Source organism: Buttiauxella selenatireducens, assembly GCF_031432975.1.
Classification (GTDB): domain Bacteria; phylum Pseudomonadota; class Gammaproteobacteria; order Enterobacterales; family Enterobacteriaceae; genus Buttiauxella; species Buttiauxella selenatireducens.
This window is the reverse complement of record NZ_CP133838.1, coordinates 1,550,324-1,562,613: the sequence shown is the minus strand read 5'-3', so window position 1 is coordinate 1,562,613 and position 12,290 is coordinate 1,550,324. Positions and strand designations below refer to the sequence as shown.

The window sequence follows — 12,290 nt, the reverse complement described above, 5'->3', positions numbered from 1 at the left end:
ATGGGAAGCTATCTGTTACGTCGTTTGCTGCTGATAATCCCGACACTGTGGGCAATTATCACCATCAATTTTTTCATCGTACAGATTGCACCTGGTGGCCCAGTGGATCAGGCGATCGCGGCGATTCAATTTGGCCACGGCGCAGGGGTTCCCGGTTTAACGACGGATACTATGGGAAGCGGTCATGCCCGAGTCGGTGTCGGAAATGTTGGCGACAGCCAGTACCGCGGCGCTCGTGGCCTTGACCCGGAAGTCATTGCCGAAATCACTCACCGCTACGGTTTCGATAAACCGATTCATGAACGCTACTTCAAAATGCTCGCGGATTATCTGCGTTTTGATTTTGGCGATAGTCTGTTCCGCAGCGCTTCCGTTCTGCATCTGATTAAAGACAGCTTGCCGGTGTCTATCTCGATTGGTTTGTGGAGCACCTTAATTATCTACATGGTGTCGATCCCGCTCGGTATCCGAAAAGCCGTCAGCAATGGCAGTGCTTTTGATGTCTGGAGCAGCACGTTTATTATCATTGGCTACGCGATCCCCGCATTCTTGTTCGCTATCTTGCTGATTGTGTTGTTTGCTGGCGGCAGTTATCTGGACTGGTTCCCGCTGCGTGGCCTGGTATCGACGAATTTCGATACCCTGCCGTGGTACGGCAAAATCATGGATTATCTCTGGCACATTACATTACCGGTGCTGGCGACCGTGGTCGGGGGCTTTGCGACCTTGACGATGTTGACCAAAAACTCGTTTCTGGATGAAATTCGCAAGCAATACGTGGTCACTGCGCGAGCCAAAGGGTTGGATGAAAGTAAAATTCTCTATCGGCATGTGTTCCGCAACGCAATGCTGTTAGTGATCGCCGGTTTTCCTGCCACGTTCATCAGTATGTTTTTTACCGGCTCGTTGCTTATCGAAGTGATGTTCTCGCTAAACGGACTGGGCTTGCTGGGATATGACTCGACCCTTTCCCGCGACTATCCGGTGATGTTTGGGACCTTGTACATTTTCACCCTGATTGGCTTGCTGCTGAATATTCTGAGCGACATTACTTATACGCTGGTTGATCCACGTATTGATTTCGAGGGCCGTGGATGAGCTATTTAAGTCCTGTTAATCAAGCCCGCTGGGCACGGTTTCGGCATAATAAGCGCGGCTATTGGTCGTTGTGGGTTTTCGCCATTCTTTTTTTACTCACTCTGGGTTCAGAACTGATTGCGAATGATCGCCCGTTGGTCGTGCATTATCAGGAACGTCTCTATTTTCCGTTTATTGCCAATTACAGCGAAAGTGATTTTGGTGGCCCTCTGGCGACACCTGCGGATTATCAGGATCCCTGGCTTGCAGAACGCCTGAACCAAAAAGGATGGGTGGTGTGGGCACCGATCCGCTTTGGCTACAATGCGATTAACTTTGCCACCGCCGTCCCCTTCCCTTCCCCCCCGAGCAGCCAAAACTGGCTTGGGACTGATGCCAACGGCGGCGATGTGCTGGCGCGGATTTTGTATGGCACGCGTATTTCCATTCTGTTCGGCCTGATGTTGACGATTTTATCCAGCGTCATTGGGATACTGGCCGGGGCAGTACAAGGTTATTACGGCGGACGAGTGGATTTGTGGGGCCAGCGATTTATTGAAGTGTGGTCGGGGATGCCGACACTCTTCCTCATCATTCTGCTTTCAAGCGTCATCCAGCCGAATTTCTGGTGGCTACTCGGTATTACGGTTCTGTTTGGCTGGATGGGTCTGGTCGGTGTGGTGCGCGCTGAGTTTTTGCGTACCCGCAACTTCGATTACATTCGGGCAGCTCAGGCAATGGGCGTGAGTGACGGGTCGATAATTATCCGCCATATGCTCCCCAACGCTATGGTCGCTACGCTGACATTTTTGCCATTTATTCTTTGCGGTTCGATTACCACCCTCACCTCGCTGGATTTCCTCGGTTTCGGCTTACCGCTCGGCTCACCATCACTGGGTGAACTGCTGCTGCAAGGCAAAAATAATCTTCAGGCTCCGTGGCTTGGCATCACCGCGTTCCTCTCGCTGGCCATCTTACTGACACTCCTCATTTTTATTGGTGAAGCCGTGCGTGACGCCTTCGACCCAAGCAAGGTGTACTGAGATGACAACTCCATTGCTGTCCATCAATCATCTGTCTGTCGCCTTCCGTAGCGGTAATATCGTCCGGCAAGTGGTGGACGATTTATCCCTTGAAGTGAATGCCGGTGAAACGCTGGCGTTAGTCGGGGAATCGGGTTCCGGGAAAAGCGTTACTGCGCTATCAGTGCTGCGTTTGTTGCCTGCTCCGCCGGTGATTTATCCGTCAGGGGAGATTTTTTTTAAAGGCCAGGAACTGTTGCATGCGCCTGAGCGCACGCTGCGCAGCGTGCGTGGTAATAAAATTGCCATGATTTTTCAGGAACCGATGGTTTCGCTTAATCCACTGCACAATATCGAAAAGCAGCTTTACGAAGTGTTATCACTCCATCGGGGGATGCGCCGGGAAGCCGCTCGCGCTGAAATGCTGTCTTGTCTTGATCGAGTCGGTATTCGCAACGCGGCAAGCCGTTTAACTGACTTCCCGCATCAGCTTTCTGGGGGGGAACGCCAACGTGTGATGATTGCCATGGCGTTGCTGACGCGCCCGGAATTACTGATTGCCGACGAGCCCACAACGGCATTGGATGTCACGGTTCAGGCGCAGATCCTGCATTTGCTGAAAGAACTCAAGCAAGAGCTGAATATGGGCCTGCTCTTTATCACTCATAACCTGAATATCGTCAAAAAGCTGGCTGATAACGTTGCCGTGATGCGCAACGGAAAATGTGTTGAACAAAACTCGACGGCCATATTGTTAGCGAGACCGCAGCACCCGTATACCCAACAATTGCTGGCAGCAGAACCGGCGGGGACTCCGCGCCCGGTCGATGAAACCAACACGCCGCTATTAACGGTTCATGATTTACAGGTCGCTTTCCCGATACGCCGCGGGCTGCTCAGGAAAACAGTCGGCTTTAACTATGGGATAAAAAATCTGAGTTTTGCGCTGCGTGCGGGTGAAAGCATCGGGTTGGTTGGGGAGTCAGGCTCCGGGAAAAGCACGACGGGACTTGCACTGCTACGCCTTATTCACTCCAGCGGAGAGATTTGGTTTGACGGTAAACCGTTGCACGACCTTAATCGCAAAAAACTGCTGCCGCTGCGTAACCGTATACAAGTGGTCTTCCAGGATCCCAATTCGTCACTCAATCCGCGGCTTGATGTTTTGCAGATCATTGAAGAGGGTTTGCGCGTCCATCAGCCTGCGTTAAGTGCGGCTGAACGTGAGCAGAAGGTGATCGTCGCTATGCAGGAAGTGGGGTTAGATCCGCAAACCATGCACCGCTATCCGGCTGAATTTTCAGGCGGGCAAAGACAGCGCATCGCCATAGCCCGCGCACTCATTTTACAACCGGAATTGATTATTCTGGATGAGCCGACGTCATCTCTTGACCGTTCCGTACAAGCGCAAATTCTGGCATTGCTGAAATCGTTACAAGAAAAGCATCAGCTGGCCTACATTTTTATCAGCCATGATCTGCGCGTGGTGAAGTCGTTGTGCCATCAGATTGTGGTACTGCGGCAGGGAGAAGTGGTCGAGCAAGGGGCATGTCAGCAGATTTTCGCTGCACCTCAGGCGGAATACACACGCCAGTTACTTGTGCTTGCCTGACACGCAGGTTTTACAGTTAAAAAGGATTCGCGCTGGAGAAAGACTCCGCAATGGCAACGCCAAAATTTTTCAGTCGGCACGTTGCGGCAAGTTCATCCTGGCGATTCACAAACAAGCAGGGCTCGCCTTCACATTCCACAACAGAACAATCCACTTCAATATCTCGCAAGGCAAGGCTTAGCTTGTGCATCGTCGGCCATGCGGCATCGCTGGTGTCGCTCAGCAGTTTTAGACCAATCAGGCAATTTTCAGCATTCGGCCCATTTTGCGGAATCGGTTCAACTCTGGACCCTGCAAAACCCGCCAGCCAACGATACCTGTGCGGTAAACGATGAACGATGGAAAGTTGTAACGTATTCACTATGGTATTCCCCTGGAAAAACTAAAAATATTTTCACAAACGATTTACATAAAGGTTAACACAATGTTGACGACTTGTGTGTAAACACAGTTGAAAACCGCTTACATCCGTTGTAATTATTTGTCTACCATTTCATTTTTAACGTTTTACTTTTGTGGTGCTGCACACGTTTCGGCGCTATATGTAACGCTTTCTTCGATCTAACTCAACCTTTTTAACTACAAGAATATGACTTTTTGTTGTTGATGCGTTTACATTTGAGAAACAAATTGTAGGCATTCGAAGGGAATTTTCGTTGATTTAGATTAAAGAACGGGTATCTGGCGATACCCGTTTTTACACTTTAGGACTAATTAGTGGCGAGTCGGGGACGGCTGGCGTAGAGATAGAAAACGATGGAGCATGTTGCGCACACCGCAATCGACCAAATCATTGGCCACGCGGAGTTAAAGGTTGCGATAGATAAAAGCGCACCGGTTAATGCACCGATACCAAAGCGGAACGTGCCCGCCAGCGAAGAGGCCGTCCCTGCCATATGGGGAAATTCATCAAGAATGACCGCCATCGCATTTGACGACACCATCGACACACAGCCAACAAATACGGCCACTCCCAGCACCATTGACCAAAAACCTAGCCCCAGTCCTGTGCTCACGACCAGCCAGATTGCCATAGCAAATTGCACAAACAACCCGAAGCGGAACATCGCCAGTGGACCAAAGCGGCGCACGAAGCGGCTATTGATCAGTGTCATCACGATCAAAAACACGATGTTAAGCGCAAAGTAGTAACCAAAATGCTGCGGCGCGACGTGATTGAGCTCGATGTAAACAAATGGCCCTGCGCTCAAAAATGAGAACATCGCCGCAAAGCTAAAGCCACTCGCCAACATATAGCTCAGCACACGTTTGTGGCGGAACAGTGTTGCGAAGTTGCCTATCGTCGTGCGCAAATGAAACTTCTGCCGCCGTTCTACCGGTAGCGTTTCATGGATCAGGAAGAAAATCATCGCTGAGGCAAGCAGTGCTGCCAGCGCCAGAATCCAAAAGATGGCATGCCAGCTAAACCACACCAGCACCGCCCCACCGACCATGGGTGCCACCAGCGGCGCAATCGTCGTGATCAGCATGACGAACGACATCATGCGTGAAAACTCTTCTTTTGGATAAATATCGCGCATCAAAGCGTTGATAACGACACTTGCGGCAGCCGCAGCAAGACCATGCAGGAAGCGCATCGCAATCAAATGATCAATCGTTTGTGAGAGTGCACAAGCAATCGCCGCCGCCGCAAAGACTAACGTACCTCCCAGCACAACCGGTTTACGGCCAATGCTGTCTGCCATCGGGCCATAAAAGAGCTGACCGATAGCAAAGCCAAGAATATATGTACTTAGCGTCATTTGCGCGCTGCCTGCTGGCACGCCAAATTCCGAGGCGATGACCGGTAACGCTGGCAGGTACATATCTATTGATAACGGCATCAACATGGCCAGCAGGCCAAGTATCACCACAATACCGATTGACGAGTTTTGCTTACTGCTCAACACATCCTCCTGGAATCAACGCGGCGGTAAGCCTACGCTGGCAATTTCTTCTTCAGTTAATGGACGGTATTCACCCGGCGCGAGATCCGCATCCATGGCAATGGCGCCAATACGTTCACGATGTAAACCCACCACATGGTTGCCCACTGCCGCGAACATGCGTTTTACCTGGTGATAACGCCCTTCGCTAATGGTCAGTCGGACTTCCTGCGGGGTAATGACTTCAAGTACCGCAGGCAGCGTCAGATCTTTTTCATTATGCAGTTGAACTCCAGCAGCGAATTGTTCTGCCGTGTCATCGGAGATCGGATTCTCAAGCGACACTAAATAGGTTTTTTCGCAATGATGGCGCGGAGAAGTAATACGGTGTGACCATTGGCCATCATCGGTCATCAGCACAAGGCCAGTAGTGTCGATATCCAGACGCCCGGCAGCGTGCAATTTATGCGCCATCGGCTCATCCAGGAAATACAGTACGGTTGGATGATCCGGGTCTTCGGTGGAGCAAACATACCCCTGCGGCTTATTAAGCATAAAGTAGCGAGGGCCATTTTGCTGAGTCAACGAACGGCCATCAAACTCAACCTGATGTTCAGGGTTCAGTTTGAAAGAAGCGTCACGCACAACTTCACCATCAATGGTGACACGGCTCGCACGGATTTCACGGCCAGAAATAGCACGGCTCACGCCAAGCTGCTGAGAGATAAATTTATCGAGTCGCATTAAAATATTGCCTGTTTCAAAGAGGTGCCAGCACGAAATGGCCGACAGGGCGTAAGCCCGTTTTCAAGTGGTAAAAATCGTTCGCCTGTTAATTAGTTTGCCAGTATAGCGGCAACAAAAACTCTCTCAAGGTAAAACGCTTACCATGGCATAATTGAACGCGTTATTTTTCTTCAGATTGAGTGACAATGTCTTTTACCTTACGCCCCTACCAACAAGAAGCTGTGGACGCCACCCTGCACTATTTCCGCAAACACACTACGCCTGCGGTCATTGTGTTGCCGACGGGTGCCGGAAAAAGCCTGGTGATTGCCGAACTCGCCCGAGTGGCTCGTGGGCGCGTACTGGTGCTGGCGCATGTCAAAGAGTTGGTCGCACAAAACCACGCTAAATATTGTGCGCTTGGACTGGAAGCCGACATTTTTGCAGCGGGTCTGCAACGCAAAGAGAGCCACGGCAAAGTGGTTTTTGGCAGTGTACAGTCGGTGGCGCGTAATCTGGAGCAGTTCCACGGTGAGTTTTCCTTGCTGATTGTGGACGAATGCCACCGCATCGGTGACTCCGACGATAGCCAGTATCAGCAAATCCTTGCCCATTTACGCACGGCAAATCCTAAGCTGCGTTTGCTAGGGCTAACCGCCACGCCTTATCGCCTTGGGAAAGGCTGGATTTACCATTTTCACTATCACGGCATGGTCCGGGGTAACGAAAATGCCCTGTTCCGTGACTGTATATATGAGCTCCCGCTGCGCTACATGATTAAGCACGGCTATTTAACGCCGCCCGAAAGGCTCGATATGCCCGTCGTGCAGTACGATTTCAGCCGTTTGCAGGCGCAATCTAACGGCTTGTTCAGCGAAGCGGATCTTAATCGCGAGTTAAAACAGCAAAAGCGCATAACGCCGCACATCATCAGTCAGATTGTTGAATTTGCGACCGACAGACGCGGCGTAATGATTTTTGCCTCGACGGTTGAACATGCCAAAGAAGTCACCGCCTTACTGCCCGCAACCGATGCAGCACTGATTACCGCCGATACCCCAGGCCCTGCGCGCGATACATTAATAGAAGCATTTAAGAACCAGCAATTCCGTTTTCTGGTCAACGTCTCGGTGCTCACCACCGGTTTTGACGCTCCTCATGTCGATTTGATTGCTATTTTACGACCGACCGAGTCAGTGAGTCTGTATCAGCAAATTGTGGGTCGTGGGTTGCGTCTGGCACCGGGAAAAAAAGATTGTTTGATTCTGGATTACGCGGGTAATCCTCATGATTTATTCACCCCTGAAGTCGGGGCAGCGAAAGGCAAAAGCGACAATGTGCCAGTGCAGGTATTCTGCCCATCCTGTGGTTTTGCCAACACGTTTTGGGGCAAGACCACCAGCGATGGCACATTGATTGAACATTTTGGCCGCCGTTGTCAGGGGTGGTTTGAAGATGACGAAGGTACGCGTGAACAATGCGATTTCCGCTTCCGCTTTAAAAATTGCCCACAATGTCATGCTGAAAATGATATTGCCGCGCGCCGCTGCCACCAGTGCGATCAGGTTCTGGTCGATCCTGATGATATGTTGAAAGCCGCATTGAAATTAAAAGATGCGCTGGTGCTGCGCTGTGGTGGCATGACGCTGCAACATGGCGGTGATGACAAAGGCGAGTGGCTAAAGATTACCTACTTTGATGAAGATGGCGCGGATGCCAGCGAGCGATTCCGCCTGCAAACGCCCGCCCAGCGAATGGCGTTTGAACAGATCTTTATTCGTCCTCACAGCCGTACCCCCGGCGTGCCGTTACGCTGGTTAAACGCCGCGGATGTCGTGGCACAGCAGTCATCTCTCCGTCACCCAGATTTTGTCGTTGCGCGTAAGAACGGCAACTTCTGGAACGTGCGGGAAAAGGTATTTGATTACGAAGGTCGCTTCCGCCGTGCGAATGAATTGCGCGGCTAAAGGTACTTTTCATTGAAGCCTGGGGCAGATATGGCTATAATCCCGCCCGCTTTTGCATCCGCAAGGCAGATCACTTACCTGTTGCTGGGTCGCCTGTAACAGGATTATTTAAGAGAGAAACAGTTAATGTTTACTATCAATGCAGTAGAACGCAAAGAGCAGGGCAAGGGTGCGAGCCGCCGCCTGCGTGCAGCTAACAAATTCCCGGCAATCATCTATGGTGGTTCCGAAGCTGCGATCTCTATCGAACTGGATCACGACAACGTAATGAACCTGCAAACTAAACCAGGTTTCTACGAAGAAGTTCTGACTCTGGTTGTAGACGGTAAAGAAGTTAAGGTTAAAGTTCAGGCTGTTCAGCGTCACCCGTTCAAGCCAAAACTGAGCCACATCGACTTCGTTCGCGCTTAATCGCGAATTTAGCTCGAAAAAAACCCGCTTCGGCGGGTTTTTTTATGGTTACTTACCAGAGTTCCGGCGCTGCAACTGATCGCGCAGATTCGGCGGTGTGCCTTTAATGGTCAGCGTATCGGTCGCGGGGTCCCAGAAAATGCGTTCGCCTAATAACATCGAATCAAAGTTAATCGTCAATCCACCGCCGCTACCGGCGAATTTGGTTAACTGACGCAACGTGCTACGGTCAGCGGGGAAACTCTCTTCCAGCTCATAGCCTTTATCAGCAGTGAACTGCTGGAAGTTTTTATCATCGACTGCCCAAGGCAACTCATCCGCAAGTGAAGAAAGCTCGATCTCTTCCCCCGCCTGGAGCTGCTCATTGCAATACGCATAAACCTGCTGACGCGCAGCCTGACGCTCGTTTTTATCCAGTTGCGCTTCGTTAGTGAAATCATCTAACGCCTGCAACAGGCCCTTGTTTTGCGCTTTGGCGTTCAAACCTTCGCTGGCACCCAGGAAATCCATAAAGAAATCGGCAACTTTGCGCCCTACTCGCCCTTTCAGGAAAGTCAGGTAACGCGTGGACTCAGGATTGGTTTCCCATTCGGTCAAATCAATACGCGCCACGATATCTGCGTGGTTGATGTCCAGATAATGGGTGGAACTGATATCCAGCTCTTCGTTGACACGCATGCTGCTTAAATTATTCAGCACCGCCACCAGCAAATATTCCACGGCCAAATAACGGTATTGGCAAAACAGCACGATGCCGCCGTCAGCAAAAGGATACTTCGCCAGCTCATCACGTAAGCGACCCGTCGCAGCACGACTGAACGCCAGGAAATCCTCATCGCCTTTACGCTGCGAGCGCAACGCTTCTGCTAATTCACTCTCTTCGCTGAACAGACCATATGCTTTATTTTTTGCACTGTAGACGCGGTGCAATTCGGCCATCATTTCTTCTACGGCGCCGTTCGTTGCCAACAGAGAATCGCGCAGCACAACTTCAAGTGTCTGTTCGCCGCGTTTGATCAACTGGTGTAAGGCAATCTGGTTGATATCCAGACTCATGATAAACTCTCCTTTTAGACTCGGCGGTATTCAACCATTGCCAGAAGCCTTCTGCAACATCTCCATCCCCTAAATAATTTGAGGCTCAGGAAGGCGGCAATTGAGTAAATCCCGATGAGCTTACCTTAGTAAGTGATTCGGGTGACAAATCTGTCAGGAACAGATTTGAACGCTGCTTGCAGCGGCCCCGAAGGGGTGAGGCTCACGATGGGCCGAATAAGAGAGCAGCCAACGCACCTGTGACTCAAAGTATGACGGGGAGATAAAAAAGCAGAAAAATCGCGCCTGCTACGGTAAGATAACGCCCTTTCCCGATTCTAATTGATTGTTAATTTATGCCACAAATATCCCGTTATAGTGACGAACGCGTCGAAGAACTGTTGAGTGAACTGGCAAGCGTGCTGGAAAAGCACCAAACGCCAACCGATCTTTCCCTGATGGTACTGGGAAATATGGTCACCAACCTGATTAATACCAGCGTAGCTTCTGCTCAGCGTCGCTCGCTGGCTCGCTCTTTCGCTGAGGCATTACAAGCCTCCGTGAGCGAAGACAAAGCTCATTAAGGGATCGTAGTTACACGTTATGGTGACTAACCGTCAGCGCTACCGCGAAAAAGTTTCCCAGATGGTCAGTTGGGGACATTGGTTCGCCCTGTTCAATATCCTGCTGGCAACGCTGCTGGGTAGCCGCTATCTGTTTGTCGCCGACTGGCCGACAACGCTCACGGGTCGTATTTATTCCTGGCTGACGGTTATCGGCCATTTCAGCTTTGTGGTTTTCGCCACGTATTTGCTGATCCTCTTCCCGTTGACGTTTGTTGTGATGTCACAACGTTTGATGCGTTTTGTCTCTGCAGCGCTTGCCACCGCAGGTATGACGCTGCTGCTTATCGACAGTGAAGTCTTTACTCGTTTCCATCTCCATCTTAATCCGATTGTCTGGGAACTGGTGATTAACCCAGACCAGAGTGAAATGGCGCGAGACTGGCAGCTGATGTTTATCAGCGTGCCGGTGATTTTACTGATTGAAATGCTGTTTGCGACCTGGAGTTGGCAGAAACTGCGCAGCCTCGGGCGTCGCAGGCACTATGCAAAACCGGTCGTCGTGCTGTTCTTTGTCGCCTTCTTCAGCAGCCACATTATGTATATCTGGGCAGATGCGAATTTCTATCGCCCGATTACCATGCAGCGCGCGAACCTCCCACTTTCTTACCCGATGACGGCCCGCCGCTTCCTCGAAAAACATGGCCTGCTGGATGCTAAAGAGTACCAGCGCCGCCTCGTGGAACAGGGTAATCCTGAAGCCGTTTCGGTGCAGTATCCGCTGAGTGACCTGCAATTCCGCGATATGGGAACGGGCAGTAATGTATTGCTGATTACTGTCGATGGTCTGAATGCCGAACATGCACAGAAAGATCTGCCGAATCTGAGCCAATTCGCGAGCAACAACATTAACTTCACGCAGCATATGAGCGCGGGTAATGGTACCGATAACGGCATCTTTGGTCTGTTCTATGGTATCTCGCCGGCCTACATGGACGGTGTTTTATCCTCCCGCACCCCTGCGGCATTGATTACGGCATTGAACCAGCAAGGCTATCAATTGGGGCTTTTTGCTTCCGATGGCTTCGATTCTTCAATGTATCGCCAGGCTTTGTTATCTGACTTCTCTTTGCCTTCTGCGCAAAGCCAGTCTGACGCACAAACGGCCTCACAATGGATTAACTGGCTGACGCAATACGCATCTGACGATAACCGCTGGTTCTCCTGGGTTGCCTTTAATGGCACCAACATCACGGCAGACAGCAATCAGCAAGCCTTCACGCGTCGCTATACCCGTGCGGCAGGCAACGTTGATGAGCAAATTAAACGTGTGCTGGATGCATTGGAAGCTTCCGGGAAGCTCCAGAATACGGTGGTGATTATTACCGCTGGTCACGGTGTACCGCTGGGTAAAGAGCAGGATTCTTTCGCCTGGTCGCGCTCGCGTATTCAGGTGCCGCTGGTTATTCATTGGCCTGGCACTCCAGCGCAAAATATCGCAAAACTCACCGATCATCAGGATGTGATGACCACGTTGATGCAACGTCTGCTACACGTCAAAAACCCAGCGAATGAGTATTCACAGGGTGAAGACCTGTTTGCTGCAACTCGACGTAATAACTGGGTAGTGGGTGCGGACAATAACAGCCTTGCGATTACTTTGCCGACCATGACGTTGGTGCTCGATAACAACGGCAACTATCGGATGTACGATTTGAAAGGCGAAACCATCAAAGAAACCAAGCCACAGCTGGGTTTATTGCTGCAAGTCCTGACCGACGAGAAACGCTTCATCGCCAATTGATTGTTTATTTATGAACCAGTTAGCAACGCGTTATCTTGCAAACAATGACAAAATAGGTACTATTATTTTTCAGTCGGCACGTAGCGCAGCCTGGTAGCGCATCGTCATGGGGTGGCGAGGGTCGAGAGTTCAAATCTCTCCGTGCCGACCAAAAACACTTTAGAAAGCAGCCTGTTATGGCTGCTTT

Annotated in this window: 11 protein-coding genes and 1 tRNA gene; 8 read left to right on the top strand and 4 right to left on the bottom strand. The window is 50.8% G+C overall.

The features are described from left to right. The 3 genes from RHD99_RS07280 to yejF are packed head-to-tail and all read left to right on the top strand — an operon-like array spanning position 1 to position 3,711. Positions 1–1,098 (top strand): microcin C ABC transporter permease YejB, encoded by a 1,098-nt coding sequence (locus tag RHD99_RS07280; protein ID WP_309878146.1) that lies wholly within the window; start codon positions 1–3, stop codon positions 1,096–1,098. After that, a complete protein-coding gene (locus RHD99_RS07275; RefSeq protein ID WP_309878145.1) occupies positions 1,095–2,120 on the top strand; it encodes a microcin C ABC transporter permease in 1,026 nt (341 codons plus the stop codon). The genes RHD99_RS07280 and RHD99_RS07275 overlap by 4 nt, the downstream gene beginning before the upstream one ends. 1 nt (position 2,121) lies before the next feature. Continuing rightward, the gene (gene yejF / locus RHD99_RS07270) at positions 2,122–3,711 is read left to right on the top strand and encodes a microcin C ABC transporter ATP-binding protein YejF (protein WP_309878144.1); all 1,590 of its coding nucleotides are present in this window, start codon (positions 2,122–2,124) and stop codon (positions 3,709–3,711) included. A gap of 16 nt (positions 3,712–3,727) precedes the next feature. Here the strand turns inward: yejF and RHD99_RS07265 are convergent, their stop codons facing one another. From RHD99_RS07265 to rsuA, 3 genes are all read right to left on the bottom strand, one after another. Continuing rightward, complete coding sequence (locus tag RHD99_RS07265; RefSeq protein WP_183269960.1) at positions 3,728–4,072, bottom strand: YejG family protein; 345 nt, start codon at positions 4,070–4,072, stop codon at positions 3,728–3,730. 349 nt (positions 4,073–4,421) lie between these two features. Beyond that, positions 4,422–5,561: a Bcr/CflA family multidrug efflux MFS transporter gene (locus RHD99_RS07260; RefSeq protein WP_374708477.1), complete on the bottom strand. Its 1,140-nt coding sequence runs from the start codon at positions 5,559–5,561 to the stop codon at positions 4,422–4,424. 72 nt (positions 5,562–5,633) lie between these two features. Continuing rightward, on the bottom strand, positions 5,634–6,341 hold the full coding sequence (gene rsuA / locus RHD99_RS07255) for a 16S rRNA pseudouridine(516) synthase RsuA (protein ID WP_183269962.1): 708 nt from the start codon (positions 6,339–6,341) through the stop codon (positions 5,634–5,636). A gap of 188 nt (positions 6,342–6,529) precedes the next feature. On the opposite strand from rsuA, the gene radD reads away from it, so the two are divergent. Beyond that, the gene (radD, locus tag RHD99_RS07250; RefSeq protein WP_309878143.1) at positions 6,530–8,290 is read left to right on the top strand and encodes a DNA repair helicase RadD; all 1,761 of its coding nucleotides are present in this window, start codon (positions 6,530–6,532) and stop codon (positions 8,288–8,290) included. 126 nt (positions 8,291–8,416) lie between these two features. Continuing rightward, entirely contained in the window at positions 8,417–8,701 is a 285-nt protein-coding gene (rplY, locus tag RHD99_RS07245) for a 50S ribosomal protein L25 (RefSeq protein ID WP_183269964.1), read from the top strand. 48 nt (positions 8,702–8,749) lie between these two features. Here rplY and yejK read toward each other — a convergent pair whose 3' ends face one another. Then, the gene (yejK, locus tag RHD99_RS07240; RefSeq protein WP_309878141.1) at positions 8,750–9,757 is read right to left on the bottom strand and encodes a nucleoid-associated protein YejK; all 1,008 of its coding nucleotides are present in this window, start codon (positions 9,755–9,757) and stop codon (positions 8,750–8,752) included. Between the two features lie 335 nt (positions 9,758–10,092). Between yejK and RHD99_RS07235 the strand changes: the two genes are divergently transcribed. From RHD99_RS07235 to RHD99_RS07225, 3 genes are all read left to right on the top strand, one after another. Then, positions 10,093–10,320, top strand: a complete 228-nt coding sequence (locus RHD99_RS07235; RefSeq protein ID WP_034458713.1) for a YejL family protein — start codon at positions 10,093–10,095, stop codon at positions 10,318–10,320. Between the two features lie 19 nt (positions 10,321–10,339). Then, positions 10,340–12,103 carry an LPS biosynthesis-modulating metalloenzyme YejM gene (gene yejM, locus RHD99_RS07230; protein ID WP_270144198.1) on the top strand — a complete coding sequence of 588 codons (1,764 nt, stop codon included), beginning with the start codon at positions 10,340–10,342 and terminating at the stop codon, positions 12,101–12,103. A gap of 74 nt (positions 12,104–12,177) precedes the next feature. Then, positions 12,178–12,254: transfer RNA gene (locus RHD99_RS07225), tRNA-Pro, on the top strand. The last annotated feature ends 36 nt before the right edge of the window (positions 12,255–12,290 follow it).